This window comes from Chryseobacterium sp. VD8, from assembly GCF_037149975.1.
Taxonomy (GTDB): Bacteria; Bacteroidota; Bacteroidia; order Flavobacteriales; family Weeksellaceae; genus Chryseobacterium; species Chryseobacterium indicum.
Map to the genome: position 1 here is coordinate 1 of NZ_JBBCQL010000082.1, position 16,743 is coordinate 16,743.

Consider the following 16,743-nt stretch of genomic DNA (forward strand, 5'->3'; position numbering starts at 1 on the left):
GATTTTCGAAGGTTTAATCTTGAAATTAAGCATCAGATCATGCTTCATATCATCACTCTGCGCAATGATTGTATCGTAATTGTTATAAAAATTGTAGAAAAATTTAATCTCCTTTCTGGTAACGTGCTGAGAAACAACATTGGTTTCTCTTGCAATAAATTTTGTTTTGGGAAAAACTTTGATGAATAAAGACAGATAAGCATTTACTTCTCCAAATCCGGAAAATACAATATCCGGTTTTCTGCGGTAAATTTCCCTGAGAATAGGTTTTAAGGAATGTCTGATTCTTTCTGTATTAACATCAATGATTTCAACGTCATCTTTTAAAATACTGAGATAACCTCCCTGTTTACGCAGAAGCAAAATCTTAGGCTCAAAACGATCCCGTGAGAGATGATTTGCAATGGTAGTAACAATCCTTTCTGCGCCTCCGGTTTCCAGATCCGGCAGAATAAATATGACAGAAATCTTTTTCATCACTGTAAAATTAGTAAAAAGTTTTCTTAACCTTCAAACCAAACCTATAGAGTTTGTTTAAACTTTTTTATAAATAAAAATATTCTTGTTGGAAAACGCAAAGACGCAAGATCTTTATTAGTCTTAAACTTTTAAGGCGCAAGAAAATCAAAGATTTTCAATAAGAATTGATGCCTAATTTTATCGTAGATAAAATCTTTGCGCTTTAAGACAAGACCGTATTTAATGAATATTTTGCGTCTTTGCGATGGTTATAGCTATTAAGTTTAAACATTCTGATTAACAATTTCAGTATGAAATTAAACTCTATTTAATTTTTTCATTTGTTCAGTTTGTCATTCCGTAGGAATCCCAACATAAAATTTTCTAGTACTACATTTAGATTCCTACGGAATGACAAATTTTACGAATACCACTTAAATGAGTACTTTTTCTTAAAATAAAAAAGAAAATCCTCGTGGGAAGAGCTTCTTTTTTATTTTTTTCCCTGAAGAAACCAGTCTATAAATACCCCAAAAAGAAGTAAAAGGAAATAGCATCCTATCAAGAAAATTATAATATACAAAAGATATTTTAATACATCTTTCATTTAGTTGGCAACATCGCTGATGAATTTTATTCTCAACATTCTCACCTCTTCATCCGAAAGTTCGTCTCCGAATTCATCAAGCAGAACTTTCATGCTGTCGCTTTCAGATTCATTCATGAATTCCATGAAACCGTCAACAATATCTTCATCAAAATTATCTTCAATATAATAATCGATATTCAGTTTGGTTCCCTGATAAACAATACGTTCCATTTCCTTGAGCAATTCATCCATCGAAAGATTTTTGGCTCTTGCAATATCTTCAAGATCAATCTTTTTATCGGTACTCTGAATGATGAAAACTTTGTGACTGGATTTGTTTGCCACCTGTTTCAGAACCATATCCTGAGTTCGCTCGATATTGTTGTCTTCTACATATTTACTAATGAAATCTGCGAATTCTTTACCGTATTTCTTGGCTTTTCCTTCTCCGACTCCGTAGATTTTAGTAATTTCTTCCACCGTAATCGGATACTGAACCGTCATATCTTCCAAACTCGGATCCATAAACACTGTGTAAGGCGGAATTCCGTGTTTTTTGGCAACTTTTTTTCTTAATTCTTTAAGCTGGTTGAATAAATTCTGATCCAGACCGCCTCCGGACTGCATCTGAACCTGATCGCTTTCCGCTTTTGTCTGCGTTAAATCAAACTCTCTGTCTTCTGCAATTAAGAAAGAATGTTCCAGTTTTCCGTCAAGAACCAGTCTTCCCTTTTCAGCAATTTTTAAAACGCCGTAGGTTTCAATATCTTTCTGTAAAAAATTCTGAACTGTTGCCTGTCTTAAAATTGTTTTCCAGTGGTTGTCTTTTTCTTCTTTTCCAAAACCGAAATAAGAAGTCTGTTCCAGTTTGTAAGATTTAGTAACCGCAGTTTCTTTTCCTGCGATGACCGAAATAAGATCTTTAGCTTTGAATTTTTCTCCGGTATCATTAATAAGTTCCAGAACTTTTTTAAGATCATCTGTTGCATCTTTTAATTTTGGCGGATTCGATGAATTGTCGCACATTTTTGCGCCGTCACCATTGATCGGATCAAAATTTTCCCCAAAATAATACAGAATATACTGTCTTCTGCTCATTGAAGTTTCAGCGTATCCAACCACTTCATTGAGAAGCTGCAATCCGATTTCTCTTTCGGAAACAGGCTTCTGAGCGAGGAATTTCTCCAGTTTTTCAATATCTTTAGGATCGTAGAACGCGAGACAATGACCTTCTCCGCCATCACGTCCGGCACGACCGGTTTCCTGATAATAGCTTTCCAGAGATTTCGGGAAATCGTAATGAATTACAAAACGTACATCCGGCTTATCGATTCCCATTCCGAAGGCAATAGTTGCCACAATCACATCCACTTCCTCCATCAGAAATTTATCCTGATTTGCCACTCTGATTTTCTGATCCAGTCCTGCATGATAAGGCAATGCATTTACGCCATTTACCTGAAGAAGCTGTGCAAATTCTTCAACTTTTCTTCGGCTCAGACAGTAAACGATTCCAGATTTCCCTTTATTCTGACTGATGAACTTTACAATTTCCTTGTCTACATTTACTTTTGGCTGTACTTCATAGTAAAGATTCGGTCTGTTGAAGCTTTCCTTAAAGACCAAAGCATTCGTCATCCCAAGAGTTTTCTGGATATCATCCTGAACTTTTGGTGTAGCTGTTGCGGTAAGTGCAATCACCGGAACATCGGCAATTTTATCGATAATGGATTTCAGGTTTCGGTATTCCGGTCTGAAATCGTGTCCCCACTCTGAAATACAGTGTGCTTCATCAATCGCAAAGAAAGATATTTTTACATCTTTCAGAAAATCTAAATATTCTTCCTTAATTAATGATTCCGGAGCAACGTATAAAAGTTTGGTCTTGCCATTTTTAATATCGTCGAAAACCTGTTTGGTCTGCGTTTTGTTTAATGATGAATTTAAAACGTGTGCTACTCCATCATCAGATGAAAGCCCGTTCACGGCATCTACTTGGTTTTTCATCAACGCTATAAGCGGAGAAACCACAATTGCCGTACCTTCCGAAATAAGAGCCGGAAGCTGATAACATAAGGATTTTCCTCCTCCTGTAGGCATCAGAACAAATATATCCTTCCCGTTCAAAAGGTTTTCTATAATCTGCTCTTGCTGTCCTTTAAAAGTAGAAAACCCGAAATATTTTTTCAATTCGCCTGATAAATTGGCTTTTTTTGCGCTCATCTAATTTTCTATTGCTAAATTTGCATCTAACCCAAAGATATGAATTTTTCGCTTAAAATAAAAGCGAACGAATTTATAAAAAATAAAATTTATATTAAATATTCTTTTAAAAATATAACGTTTTTTAAGAGATTTTTTTTATACGTTGTAAAAAGAAAAATGGAAAGAGCCGATATTATTTCAATCGCGAAAAGCACTTTAGAAATAGAAATTTCAGAACTTGAAAAACTTAAATCCAGAATTAATGACGATTTTGCAAAAGCTGTAGAAATCATACATTCTGCAAAAGGAAAACTTATCGTGGTGGGAATCGGGAAATCAGCACACGTCGGAAATAAGATCGTTGCTACCCTGAACTCTACAGGAACCCCTTCTCAGTTTTTGCATGCTTCGGAAGCCATCCACGGAGATCTGGGCGTTATTCAGAAGCAGGATGTTGTGTTGTGTATTTCAAATTCCGGAAATTCACCGGAAATTGTGAATCTGGTTCCTTATTTAAAAGATTATTCTTCCGCCTTAATAGGAATGACGGGAAATAAATCCAGTAAACTTGCGGAATTTTCAGAAATAATTTTAGATACTCATGTAGAAAAGGAAGCCTGCCCTAATAAACTTGCGCCTACAAGTTCAACCACTCTGCAAATGGCTTTGGGAGATGCTTTGGCGATTGCCTTAATGGAAATGAATGATTTCAAAGCGAATGATTTTGCCAAATTTCATCCGGGAGGAAGTCTGGGTAAAAATTTAATTTCAAAAGTAGACGATTTTCTTTCATCCCAAAAACCTCAGGTTACTGAAAATGATACAGTAAAAGATGTTATCATCTCCATCAGCGGTTCCCGACACGGAATTACGGTGGTAACGAACAATGATGAAATTATCGGAGTCATTACCGACGGCGATTTGAGAAGAATGCTTTTAAAGGGTGATGATATCGCTAAAGTTCTGGCAAAAGATATTATGTCTGCAAATCCGAAGACCATCGAAAGAAACGCTCTGGCTAAGGAAGCCATGAAAATTTTAAAGGATAATAATATCGGACAGCTTGTGGTAACTGAAAACGGAAAATATTTCGGGATTATCGATCTGCATAAATTGCTTGATGAAGGAATTAATTAATCAGAATGTATACGTGAAAAGATTTAATTTTTCTCATAATAAGCAGGCATCTGCATTTAAAAAAATGAAACATCTCTTTTTACTGAAACTTTTTCCCTAAATTTGAAATCTTAAAAAATATTATCCTGTGAGTGATGCTAAAGACATGTCTTTTTGGGGACATATTGGTGAACTAAGAGGTCATCTCATCCGTTCTATTCTTGCTATTATAGTTGCTGCAGTTATTATCGGTTTCAATATCAACTGGATTATGGATCACGTTTTCTTTGGTCCTACAAGAAACGATTTTGCGACCTTTGAGATTGTGAATCATTTTTCTAAAATGATTTTAGGCGAAGACAGCATTCACCTTCCGAAAGATTTTCCGGTTCGTGCAAGCAAGCTTTACCAGCAGTTTAATGTAATGATGGCGGTTTCCATTTTTGGAGGAATTGTTTTGGCTTTTCCTTATATTGTGTGGGAACTTTGGAGATTCATCAGTCCCGCTTTACATCCGAATGAAAGAAAAAATTCAATCTTTATCATCAATTCAGTTTGGATTTTATTTATGACAGGCGTTTTATGCGGATATTATTTAATCCTTCCTTTTGCCGTTAATTTTGGGGTTATTTTCAAAATCTCCGATATTATTATTCCGCTTTATGATTTAAGCGATTATACGACTCTGTTTTTACAGGTAGTTTTAGGAATGGGCGTAATTTTCCTTTTTCCGGTGCTTATTTATTTCCTTACCACCATCGGAATTCTTACACCAACCTTTATGAAAACCTACCGTCGTCATGCGATTGTTTTAATCATGGTGGTTGCAGCAATTATCACTCCGGCAGACGTTTTAAGTATGTTGATGGCAGCATTTCCACTGCTTTTACTGTACGAATTCAGTATCATCATGTGTTCGTATACGTATAAGAAAGTTCAGAAAGCGGCTGGAAATTTACCTACAGTTCAGAAATAATTTTTATCCATTCAAAATATAGTCCCGTAGATTTTCTGCGGGATTTTTCTTTTTCAGGAGCTTTATCGCGCTTTCCGCACTCGCTATTTTTCAGGTTTAGGGTTTTGCGGCGGCTTCGCCGCAAAACCTGAATCTTGAAAATGAGCTCAGACAATTGCTGCAATCACGGCTAGGGTTTTTGTGTGGAAAAGAATGGTTTCTGAAAATATTGATAATAAATCTTTTGTGGATTGTGTTTTTTTTAACCACCCTGTCAAAAATTCTTCAGAATTTTTGCCACCCCTCCAAAGGAGGGGAATTTAATTGGAAAACAATTGATAACGAAATGATAACGACAAAGAATGTAACAAACTTTTACTTCTTCCGTCTAATTAAAAAGATCGTAATAATTTAGGGAAGCTAAATTTTACGTCTATTAAATTTCTATTTTAGCTATTATAATTTAATTCAGATGAAAAAACTTTCATATACGCTTTTGTTTGCGGCAAGTCTTTCTTTCGGACAGTTTTTCGAAAAAGATAAGGTTTTCACAAAACAGGATACCTTAAAAGGTTCCAATACACAATTCCGAAACTTTTGGGACGTCAAAAAATATGACCTTTCCGTAGAGCCGGATTTTGCCCAGAAAAGCATTAAAGGAAACAACAAGATCAGTTTTGAGATCATCAAAGACGTTACAAATCCTACTTTCCAGATTGATCTTCAGCAGCCAATGAAAGCGGACAAAGTGGAAGCTAGTTTTCCGGTTGCAGAATATAAACAGGATGGCGATTTTATCTGGATCAAAACCAATAAAAGCTTTAAAAAAGGTGAAAAATATACTATTGACGTCACCTATTCCGGAAATCCTACCATTGCAAAACGAGCTCCTTGGGACGGAGGCTGGGTTTTCACCAAAGATGAAAACGGAAATCCGTGGATGAGCGTTGCCGACGAAGGAATCGGAGCTTCCATCTGGCTTCCTACCAAAGATATTTGGGACGATGAACCCGACAATGGCGTTGTGATGAAAATCATTACTCCCAAAGATTTAGTGGGGGTTGGAAACGGAAGACTAATCAGCAAAAAAGCAGAAGGCGATAAAATGGCTTACACATGGGAAATTAAAAATCCGATTAATGCCTACTCTATCATTCCGAATATTGGAAAATATGTGAACTTCAAAGATACTTTTAACGGAGAAAAAGGGAAACTGGATCTGGATTATTGGGTAATTGATTATAATTTAGACAAAGCAAAAAAACAGTTTCAGCAGGTAAAACCGATGCTTTCTGCGTTTGAATACTGGTTTGGATCCTATCCTTTCTATGAAGATTCTTACAAGCTTGTTGATTCGCCTTATTTAGGAATGGAACATCAAAGCAATGTTGCTTACGGAAACGGATACCAGAACGGTTATCTTGGAAGAGACCTTTCCGGTACCGGAGTTGGTCTGAACTGGGACTTCATCATTATTCACGAAAGCGGACATGAGTGGTTTGCGAATAATATTACGGCAAAAGATCAGGCAGATATGTGGATTCACGAAAGTTTCACAAATTATTCCGAAGTACTTTTTACAGAAAGATATATGGATAAAAAATCTGCAGAACTTTATGCGATGGGAATCCGAAACGGTATTCAGAATGATGTTCCGATCATCGGGAAATACGGCGTAAGAAATGAAGGAAGCGGCGATATGTATCCGAAAGGCGCAAGTATGCTTCACACGATTCGTCAGGTCATCAATAACGATGCGAAATTCAGAGAAATTTTAAGAGGAATCAATAAAGATTTTTATCATCAGACGGTTACCACCGAACAGATCGAAAATTACATTTCAAAGAAATCCGGAATCGATTTTTCGAGTGTGTTCAATCAATATCTGAGAACCACAAAAATTCCGACACTGGAATATTCCCAGAAAGGCGAAGAACTGAAATTCCGCTACACCAACGTTGTGAAGAATTTAAAACTTCCTATTATTGTTGACGGAATCACCATTAATCCAACCGAGCAATGGCAGATTGTAAAACTAAAAAAAGGAAATCCGGTACAGTTTAACGAGAATTATTACATTGATTATAAAAAGGTACAGTAAAATCTTAATAATACAGGCAAAATCGTTTTTCGGTTTTGCTTTTTTGTTTGATTTATCCAGGAATCAGTATTAAATTAATTACTCTCTGTAAATTTTAACAAAAATTTAAAACTTTTAAAGTAACAAAATCAATTTTTCATCAACAACTTAGATATAATTTGAACTCAATGAAAAAAATAGCACTAAGTTTAGGATTACTGGCTGCGTTTTTTGTAAATGCACAGTCTATAAAAACTACGATAGATCTGGTAAATGTAAAAGACGATAAGGTTGCCGTAACGATGGAATTTCCAAAAATGAAATCTGGTGACGTGAAGTTTCATTTTCCTAAAACGGTTCCGGGAACTTATTCTGTAGACGATTACGGAAGATTCGTGGAAGGAATTAAATTTTTAGATAACAAAGGAAAAGAGATTGCTTTCACAAAAGTAAATGACAACACTTACGCTCTAAAAAACGCTCAGAATTTAAGCAAAGTAACTTATCTTGTGAATGACAGTTTTGATGAAGAAATGGATGATTCCAAACACAAAGCAGTATTTTCACCTTCGGGAACAGATATTGAAACCGGAAAAGTTTATCTGATCAATACCCACGGATTTGTAGGTTATATTGATAATATGCAGGACGTTCCTTATCAGTTAATTATCCAGAAACCAACGGATTTCTACGGAACAACCGCTTTGGTAGATCAGGATAAATCTGAATCTACAGATACCTATACTTTAGCGAATTATGCAAAAGTGACCGATTCTCCGTTAATGTACACAAAACCAGATTATGTGACGTTCAATGCGGGAGGAATGGATCTTGTATTAGGCGTTTATTCTCCGACAGGAAAATACAAAGCCGCTGATTTCAAAGAAAATCTTGAGAAAACGGTGATTGCCCAGAAGAAATTCTTAGGTGATATGAACACCAACAAAAAATATGCGATCATGCTTTATCTTTCGGGGATGGAAGAACCGCATATCAAAGGTTTCGGAGCGTTGGAACACCACGAATCCACAAGTGTTGTCCTGCCAGAAATGATGCCAAAAGATGCGATTGACAAAACCATTACAGACGTTGTTTCTCATGAGTTTTTCCACACGGTAAATCCTTTAAAAACGCATTCGGAAGAAATTCATTATTTCGATTATGCAGATCCGAAAATGTCTCAGCATTTGTGGATGTATGAAGGCGGAACAGAGTATTTTGCGAATTTATTCCAGATTCAGGAAGGTCTGATCACAAAAGATGAATTCCTTCAGAGAATGAGCGAAAAAATCGCCAACTCCAAGAACTATAACGATACCATGCCTTTCACGGTAATGAGTAAAAATGTTCTGAAGAACGAATACAAAGACCAATATAGAAACGTTTATGAAAAAGGTGCGCTTCTTGCGATGTGTCTTGATATCGAATTGAGAAAGCTGTCCAACGGAGAAATGGGCTATCGTGACATGATCCGCAAACTGTCGCAGCGATTTGGGGAAAACAAACCGTTTAAAGACGATAAACTGATTGACGAACTGGTAACAGTTACAGGTTATCCTCAGGTAAAAGATTTTTACAATAAATACATCGCAGGAGATCAGCCGACTCCTTATGCACAATATCTGAGTCTTGTTGGTGTAGAAGCAAAAAAACAGGAAACTCCGCCAATTTTCTGGTTCATTAAAGATCCTCAACAGACCGGTTTTGATGATAAGGATAATGCTTTTGTATTCGACGAAAGTTCTGCTCTGTCTCCTTTCTCAAAAAGCATCGGATTTAAAATCACTGATAAAATCGTTGCTCTGGACGGAAAAACCATTAATGTTCAGAATATCCAGTCGTTTGTGGAGTATGCGAAATCTGTGAAGGAGGGACAAAATGTAACGGTAACTGTTTTAAGAAAAAATGGGGATAAAACAGAGAAAATCGATCTTAAAGGAAAAGCAATTCTTGATAAAATGACGATCGAAACGCTTCAGTTCAAATCTAATCCAACAGCCGCTGAACAAAAATTACAGGATCAGTGGTTAACCGGAAAAAAATAAATGCAGCTAAGATTAAAATTAGGACTTAGTAATCAAGCGGGGAATTTTCTCCGCTTTTTTTATGTACAGGACATTTATTAACCTCAGATAAAAAATGTTCAAATAAATTGATATTATAATTATCTCTGTTTAATACCTTGAAGACTTTATCAATTAATTGAGCTGATTTTTTGTTTTTACAAAAGCTAGCAACAGTAGCTAAATAATCATATTTTTTATTGTCTTTTTCAGCCATTAATTCCAAAAACGGTAAAAATTCTTCAGAAGGAAATTTTTGAATCGCAAAATAAGAATCTGATCCATAGCTTTTAATCAGTTCAATATCATTCTCATTTTTAAATTCTGCAACATAATTTAAAAGATATTTAGCATTATTTTCAACAGCAACTTTTTTAGCTTTCTCGTAGTAGATTTTGTTTTTAGGTATTCTATGCGTTATATCTTCTATTAATGGGATGTTTAATGGTTCAGCACTAAAAATATAATCTGTTAAATAATTAGTTATTTTATAATCATTTTCTGTAATTGCATCAAAAAAAATACCTTGTATTAAATAAGTATCATATTCAGACAATTTTAAAGTATCCTTCAAGTGAACAGTTTCCTTAAAAAGTTTAATTTTATCTATATTTTTTCTTTTATAAATTTCTGTTAAAGCTTCATTTTTAACTTTTGGTGTAAATTCATTTTTATAAATGTATACAAGTTCATTATCATTTACTTCTAACCGAAACTTTTGTCTCAGCTTTTGAAGCAGATCAATTTGCTTAATATCCTCTTCTGAAAAATGGTCATAGGGAAGTTTCTCAAAAATACTATTCATGCTGTCAGTAAGAATTGAAATTTCCTTTCTGATTTGTGAATCAAAACTATTAAATGTTAAAAGCAATAATATTGCAATTATTCTTTTCATTACCCTTTCTTAATCGTAATCCTAAAAGTTGTTCCCTTTCCTATTTCCGTCTGGGAAATTTTAATATCTCCGTTGTGATATTCCTGAATCACTCTTTTTGCAAGAGACAATCCCAATCCCCAACCTCGTTTTTTGGTGGAATAACCGGGTTTAAAAGCATTTCTTGCCTGTTGTTTCGTCATTCCGCTTCCCGTATCCTGAACTTCAACAACAATATTTTTATTTCTTTCTAAAACCGACATAGAAATAGAGCCCTCTCCTTTCATCGCATCCACTGCATTTTTTACCAGATTTTCAATCACCCAGCTCATCAGGATTTTATTATGGGGAACCAAAATCGTGTAATTGGGAAGATGAAGTCCGAAATTAATCTTTCTTGAAATTCTTGTTTTCAGATAATCATAATTTTCCTGAATGGTCGCGTTGAAATCCCTATCATTCAGTTCCGGAACAGAACCAATCTTCGAAAACCTCTCGGAAATCGTTCTTAATCTCTCAATATCTTTTTCAATTTCATGAACGCCTTCGGAATCCGGAGTATCCAGTTTCATAATTTCCATCCAGCCGATCATCGAAGACAATGGAGTTCCAATCTGGTGAGCGGTTTCCTTTGCCAAACCTGCCCAAAGATAGCCTTCATCCGTTTTTTTAATCGTCCTTAAAAACCAGAATGAAAAAAGAAAATAACACAGAATGAAAAACCCTAAAATATAGGGAGAATACCGAAGATTATTCAGCAATTCGGAATTATCATAGTATACAAACTGATTGTTCGCGTTGGGAACTTTTATTTCAATCGGCGGATAATTTTTAGCCATTTTGTTAGCCAAGGCAACAATTTCAGCAGAATTATTTTCAATATCCTGCGGAATATTTTTATGCTCAATAATCTGTCCGTCCTTGTCCAGAATAATCACCGGAATCGTGGTATTCGAACTGTAAATCTGCAGCAGCAATGCCTGAATTTCCAGACTCGGAACCTTCACTTCCTGCTGAAATTTCAGTGCAGTGACTAAAATATCTACCCTTTTTACTTCTTCTTTTCGGAGAAAATTAAAAAGGATCGTGGACGCAATAACAATCGTTAAGACAACAATTGTCATCAGCGTAAAAATAATCCAGTTGTTAAGTCTCGCAAATATGGATTTCTTCAAGGCAAATTTATTTTAAAACATTCAGGATTTTCTGCAGTTCCGTGCTTCCGCTTCCTTCATAATTATTGATGATAATGGAGAAAACATATTTTTTTCCGTCTTTTGAGGTGTGGTATCCTGCGTAAGATTTGGTGTCGCTCATGGTTCCGCTTTTCATTTTCATGCCGTTATCGTGCGTTGGAAAACCTTCATAATAAGATTCAAACCAAGGCTGTTTTCTGGCGTACAGCAAAGCCTGAACTTCTGCTTTCGCAGCAACATAATTTTGCGGAGAAAGTCCGCTTCCGTCTGCAAAATTAATCATATTCGGGTTGATGCCCTTTGATTTCCAGAATTCTTTTAAATAAACCACTCCGCTTTTAAAACTTGGATCGCCTTTTTTCTCTTTTCCTAACGTTTTTATTAAATTTTCACCGTAAAAATTGATACTTTTTCTCAGAAACCAATAGATGATTTTATCCAAAGTCGGCGATTCGTAGGTAAGAATAATATTATTTTTTGGAGCCTGCAATGCCTTTCTCCCTTCAATTTCCAGTTGGGAATTGGTAACCACTTTCCCCGAAAAATCAATTCCCGAATCTTTCAGCCATTGCTTCACTTCCGCTCCAAGCTGCAAAGGCGGATTGGGAACCGAACCGGAAACCGTAACCGTTTTAGCTGGTAAAGTTCCGTTAATCAGTGCAACATCAGAATGCGGCGCCGTAAAAATCAGACTCTGATCGGAACTTCCGCCCACTTTAAGATCATTCAGCCAGTTAACTCCTTCAAGCGGATAAGAGAAGCTTTTGAATTCATTTCCGATGATGTTGATATCGAACTGGTTTTCACGCCAGTTGACCCCCCAAACTCCGGCTCCATAGTAATTTCCAAGATCATTCCATGGCCATCCTCCCGGAATCGTTTGATGATCAAAGTAAGAATCGTCGATCACAAGATCTCCCGAAATTTTTTTAATCCCGGACTTTTTTATGGCATCAATTAATTTCTGCTTAAAAATTTCGGGTTTATAAGCTTCATACCTCCAGCTTCCCTATGTGGGATCTCCGGTTGAACTGATGAAAAGATTTCCGATCAGGTTTCCGCCAGAAATATTTCCGGAATATGATGAAGTAGTCTTATACGTGTAGTTCTTTCCTAAAATCTCCAAAGCTGCTCCGGCAGTAAATATTTTCTGCGTAGAAGCTGTGGAAAGTCCTTTATTTCCCTGATATTCATAAATAAAATTTCCGTTTTCATCGGAAACATAAAATGATAAGTTAGACGAAATTGCCCCTGAAGAATTCATCAGGGTTTTGGTGGCTTCATCCAGTTTCTGAGTAATATTTTGGGCAAAAATAATCTGCGTGGATAATGTAAGAACAGCCAATGTCTTTTTCATTGCGTTTTTTATAAACTTTTTATTGTCTTTTTAGAAATAAAGAATCTGCTTTATTTTTTCAGCATATTTTTAAGTCTGTCTAAACTTTTATTTAACCGCAAAAGCCACAAAAGATGAACTAAACTTTTATTTAAAGCTGATCATTATAAATGAAAAAGCTCACCATAGTTTTTTAAAATCTTTGATTTTTATTCTTTTGATCGCTTAATTGATATGCTTCGACAAGCTCAGCATGACACTGCTACAAATAAACTGTTGATATAAAACCGTTAGTATTATAAATATCATGCTAAACCTGCGAAACATCTGATTTCATTTACATATGAATTCAAAATCAAATTCTTCAATTCAAATATAATTAAAATAAAATTTACAGTTCAGTTCCGGATTCGATTTCATAAGGTTCCTTCCCTTTTTCGAAGATTCTCGTGAGTTCGGTTCCCTCAACAGTAATTTTATCGCCCATTCTTCTGATCCAGTTTCCTTCACGAAGTCCGACAACTTTTAGGTCATTCTGCATTAAAAATTCTTTAATTCTGGTTTCTCTGGTTTCACCATTATGTTTAAGTTCAGGATTCGGATCGAGATAATGCGGATTGATATTGAACGGAACCAGCCCCATACAATCAAAACTTGGAGGATATACAATCGGCATATCGTTCGTTGTTTTCATATTCTGTCCGCCGATATTGCTTCCTGCGCTGCATCCCAGATAAGGTTTTCCGCCTTCAACATTTTCTTTCAAAACATTCATCAAGCCTTCTTCATGTAAAGTTTTCACCAGTAAAAAAGTATTTCCGCCTCCTGTAAAAAATGCTTTCGCACTGTTTATGGCTTGTGTTTTATCCTCAAATTCGTGAAGACCTCTCACTTTAATATGGATGGTTTCAAAAAAAGAACGTGCTTTCGCGGTATAATCGTCATGAGAAATTCCGCCCGGTCTTGCGAAAGGCACGAAAATGATTTCTTCGATTCCTTCATATAATTTGATTAATTCTTCTCTCAGATATTCCAGATATGCTCCACCAAAGAGTGTGGAAGTTGATGCCAAAATGATATTCATAACGGATGATTTGTCTTATGATCGTTGTGTTACAAAGATAACCGAATCTGCAGCGAATCAAAAATAATGATAAAAAAACATAGAATCCCGTTAATATTTTCCAAAAAAGTTTAAAGGTTCTAAAATTTAGACGTTTATGGAATTATAATTGAACTTTAGTTATCAACTTGAAAAATGTAAGATTATGAAAATGATTAAAAGTAATATCCAAAACCTGTTTTTAGGTTTGATGTTTATAGGAACCGCAAGTTTTGTAAATGCACAGACGACACAGACAGACAGTACAACTGCTGCAAAAACAACCACAACAACCGCTCAGTCGACAGGAAATCCAACGATTGACGGTCTAAAAAAACAGATCGAAGCCAACCCTAAAGATACCGAAGCTTTGTCAAAATTAGCCGGAGCGTATCAGGAAGCTTCAGACTGGACAAACGCAATTGATACATGGAAAAAGATTTCGGTTTTAGTACCGGATTGGGCTCCATCTTATTATAGTCAGGCTTATGCCTATCAGTCTGCGAAAGACGATGCCAATGCAAAACTGGCTTATGAAAAGTATATTGCAACGGTAAAACCTGAAGAGGTGGAACAGAATAAGAAAAATCTGGCATACGCTTATTTTTATGTAGCGTTCTCCGAACAGCAGAGCAATCCTGATAAAGCAAAGGAGCATATTGCTAAATCTTTACAGTACGATCCTACCAATCAGGATGCTGTAAAGTTAAGCAAAGCTTTAAATTCATAGTTGTGAAAGATCCGAAGAAAATTTCTTCGGATCTTTTTTCTTTTTATTAAATTTTCCTGCCGAAAAAGTCTGTTTCTCCTTTCAGATGCTGAATGATTTTCTGAATATTTCTCTGGATGCTTTTTTCAGTTTTCAGATGATTGATATATTTTATCAGCTCTGATTTGCTTGAAGGAGTTAAATTTTCAAAGTTTCTTAAAGCAACAGGATTTTCGCTGATGGCTTTCTCCAAGTCAGGATGCATAGAAATTTTTCTCCCGGAATTATCATATTCAATAAAAACATCTACCGTTTCGCCAATTCTTTTCGGTGAATCTTTCAGCATAATCATATTAATATAAAGACGCCACTCTCCTTTGTATTTCATTAAATTCTGTTTAAATTCTTTGCCGTTTATTGTTCCTTTTACGGGAATCGGACTTTTATTTTTGCCTGAGCTTTCAAATACAACGGCAAGAATTTCTTCAGGAAGAAAAACAAACGGATTAATTCCGATAATTTCGAGTTTCGTGGTGAAATGGTTTTTCATTACTACTTTATTGTTAACTAAATTAATGATTATTTTAAAACTGTAAATATTTAACCACCCCGTCAAAAATTCTTTGAATTTTTGCCACCCCTCCGAAAGAGGAGAATTGTATTCTCTACTATTTAACTTTTGTTTAAAGAGAAACTCTTCCTGAATGCAGAATCTCATCTTTAATTAATTTTCCACTCAAAAAGGAATGATTATCTTTGTAAAAAATAAATCTGTAAAACAAATGAAATTTTTTATTGACACTGCTAATTTAGAGCAAATAAAAGAAGCCAAAGATCTTGGAATTCTTGATGGGGTAACAACCAACCCGTCTTTAATGGCAAAAGAAGGAATTCAGGGAGCTGAAGCGATTAAAAATCATTACAAAGCCATCTGCGAAATTGTAGACGGAGATATTTCTGCGGAAGTTCTTTCTACAACGTATGAAGAAATGATTAAAGAAGGGGACGAATTGGCAGCAATCCATCCGAATATCGTGGTGAAAATCCCAATGATCAAAGACGGAATCAAAGCATTAAAATATTTTTCAGATAAAGGGATCAAAACGAACTGTACGCTGATTTTCTCTCCGGGACAGGCTCTTTTGGCTGCAAAAGCGGGTGCAACTTATGTTTCTCCTTTCCTGGGAAGACTGGATGATATTTCAACTGACGGATTAAATTTAATCCAGGAAATCAGATTGATTTTTGATAATTATATGTATGAAACTGAAATTTTAGCAGCTTCTATCCGTCATTCGATGCACATTATCGACTGTGCTAAAATCGGGGCAGATGTGATTACTTCACCGCTTCCTCCGATCTTGAGTTTACTGAAACATCCTTTAACAGACAGCGGATTGGCTCAGTTTGTTGCGGATTCTCAGAAATTATCTTAACAATATATCTTTTTATATTTTAGAATAAATTACGGCGCGGAAACTTCGTTTCCGCGCCGTAATTATTATTTCAGTAAATCCAGTTCCAGAAGATTATTGTCTTTTGCATTATCTTCTTTTACCTTTCTCTCACGCTGACGAATCATGTCTTCCACATCCAGCTTATTTCCTTTTTCGTCGGTCATCATGATTTTTGTTCCGCTGGAAAGCATCTGCCGTATTCCTTTTGTCGGATTAATCCGGTAATCTAGAAACTGTTTTTTATATTTCTCCTGATTTAAAGGAACCAATGCTCCGAATCTATGATTTTCTTCCTGACTTTTCCATTCCCGATCTTTTAAATCTATAATTTCCTTTAAAACATAAGAATGAGAGTTCGTTTGATCTTCCAGCTTTACAATTAATCCCGGTAATCCATGAAATTTATACGGCCCGTCCTGAATCGGAATTTCGGCAACAAACCAAGCCGTCCATTTTCTTCCGGCGAAATCCGTGGTTGCTTTTTGTGCATTAAATTCACCTACTTTTTGTTTTTCAGGTAAAATTTTCCAGTCTATTTTCCTGTCATCGGAAACTTTGTACTCATCCATATCCAAACGATTGAAAAACAAAATTTTATAGTC

At 35.6% G+C, this 16,743-nt stretch carries 13 protein-coding genes and 1 pseudogene; 6 read left to right on the forward strand and 8 right to left on the reverse strand.

Annotation, left to right across the window (positions count from 1 at the left end; all coding sequences use genetic code 11):
* Both WFK35_RS10895 and recQ read right to left on the reverse strand, forming a co-directional pair.
* A partial coding sequence (locus tag WFK35_RS10895) for a glycosyltransferase (protein ID WP_336732661.1) occupies nt 1-477 on the reverse strand: 477 nt, incomplete at its 3' end.
* A gap of 589 nt (nt 478-1,066) precedes the next feature.
* The gene (gene recQ / locus WFK35_RS10900; protein WP_214589961.1) at nt 1,067-3,271 is read right to left on the reverse strand and encodes a DNA helicase RecQ; all 2,205 of its coding nucleotides are present in this window, start codon (nt 3,269-3,271) and stop codon (nt 1,067-1,069) included.
* 159 nt (nt 3,272-3,430) lie between these two features.
* Here recQ and WFK35_RS10905 point away from each other — a divergent pair, with 159 nt between their 5' ends.
* The 4 genes from WFK35_RS10905 to WFK35_RS10920 all read left to right on the forward strand — a co-directional run bounded on the left by WFK35_RS10905 (nt 3,431) and on the right by WFK35_RS10920 (nt 9,449).
* On the forward strand, nt 3,431-4,390 hold the full coding sequence (locus tag WFK35_RS10905) for a KpsF/GutQ family sugar-phosphate isomerase (RefSeq protein WP_273074143.1): 960 nt from the start codon (nt 3,431-3,433) through the stop codon (nt 4,388-4,390).
* 127 nt (nt 4,391-4,517) lie between these two features.
* Nucleotides 4,518-5,345, forward strand: a complete 828-nt coding sequence (tatC, locus tag WFK35_RS10910; protein WP_336732662.1) for a twin-arginine translocase subunit TatC — start codon at nt 4,518-4,520, stop codon at nt 5,343-5,345.
* Between the two features lie 451 nt (nt 5,346-5,796).
* Complete coding sequence (locus WFK35_RS10915; RefSeq protein ID WP_336732663.1) at nt 5,797-7,425, forward strand: M1 family metallopeptidase; 1,629 nt, start codon at nt 5,797-5,799, stop codon at nt 7,423-7,425.
* Nucleotides 7,426-7,592: 167 nt separating this feature from the next.
* Nucleotides 7,593-9,449, forward strand: a complete 1,857-nt coding sequence (locus WFK35_RS10920) for a M61 family metallopeptidase (protein WP_336732664.1) — start codon at nt 7,593-7,595, stop codon at nt 9,447-9,449.
* 25 nt (nt 9,450-9,474) lie between these two features.
* On the opposite strand, the gene WFK35_RS10925 is transcribed toward WFK35_RS10920, so the two are convergent.
* From WFK35_RS10925 to pepE, 4 genes and pseudogenes are all read right to left on the reverse strand, one after another.
* On the reverse strand, nt 9,475-10,362 hold the full coding sequence (locus WFK35_RS10925; RefSeq protein ID WP_336732665.1) for a hypothetical protein: 888 nt from the start codon (nt 10,360-10,362) through the stop codon (nt 9,475-9,477).
* Nucleotides 10,362-11,516 (reverse strand): sensor histidine kinase, encoded by a 1,155-nt coding sequence (locus tag WFK35_RS10930; protein WP_273075781.1) that lies wholly within the window; start codon nt 11,514-11,516, stop codon nt 10,362-10,364. Before WFK35_RS10930 ends, WFK35_RS10925 begins: the two co-directional genes overlap by 1 nt.
* A gap of 7 nt (nt 11,517-11,523) precedes the next feature.
* Nucleotides 11,524-12,894 (reverse strand): annotated as a pseudogene (dacB, locus tag WFK35_RS10935) (D-alanyl-D-alanine carboxypeptidase/D-alanyl-D-alanine endopeptidase).
* Between the two features lie 370 nt (nt 12,895-13,264).
* Nucleotides 13,265-13,957: a dipeptidase PepE gene (pepE, locus tag WFK35_RS10940; protein ID WP_336732666.1), complete on the reverse strand. Its 693-nt coding sequence runs from the start codon at nt 13,955-13,957 to the stop codon at nt 13,265-13,267.
* Between the two features lie 184 nt (nt 13,958-14,141).
* Between pepE and WFK35_RS10945 the strand changes: the two genes are divergently transcribed.
* Nucleotides 14,142-14,705 carry a hypothetical protein gene (locus tag WFK35_RS10945; protein ID WP_336732667.1) on the forward strand — a complete coding sequence of 188 codons (564 nt, stop codon included), beginning with the start codon at nt 14,142-14,144 and terminating at the stop codon, nt 14,703-14,705.
* Nucleotides 14,706-14,751: 46 nt separating this feature from the next.
* Here WFK35_RS10945 and WFK35_RS10950 read toward each other — a convergent pair whose 3' ends face one another.
* A complete protein-coding gene (locus tag WFK35_RS10950; protein WP_336732668.1) occupies nt 14,752-15,234 on the reverse strand; it encodes a YdeI/OmpD-associated family protein in 483 nt (160 codons plus the stop codon).
* 232 nt (nt 15,235-15,466) lie between these two features.
* Here WFK35_RS10950 and fsa point away from each other — a divergent pair, with 232 nt between their 5' ends.
* Nucleotides 15,467-16,120, forward strand: coding sequence for a fructose-6-phosphate aldolase (fsa, locus tag WFK35_RS10955; protein WP_076389923.1), 654 nt, complete (start codon nt 15,467-15,469; stop codon nt 16,118-16,120).
* A 65-nt stretch (nt 16,121-16,185) separates the two neighbouring features.
* Here fsa and WFK35_RS10960 read toward each other — a convergent pair.
* On the reverse strand, nt 16,186-16,743 hold a 558-nt coding region (locus tag WFK35_RS10960; RefSeq protein WP_336732669.1), incomplete at its 5' end, for a GLPGLI family protein.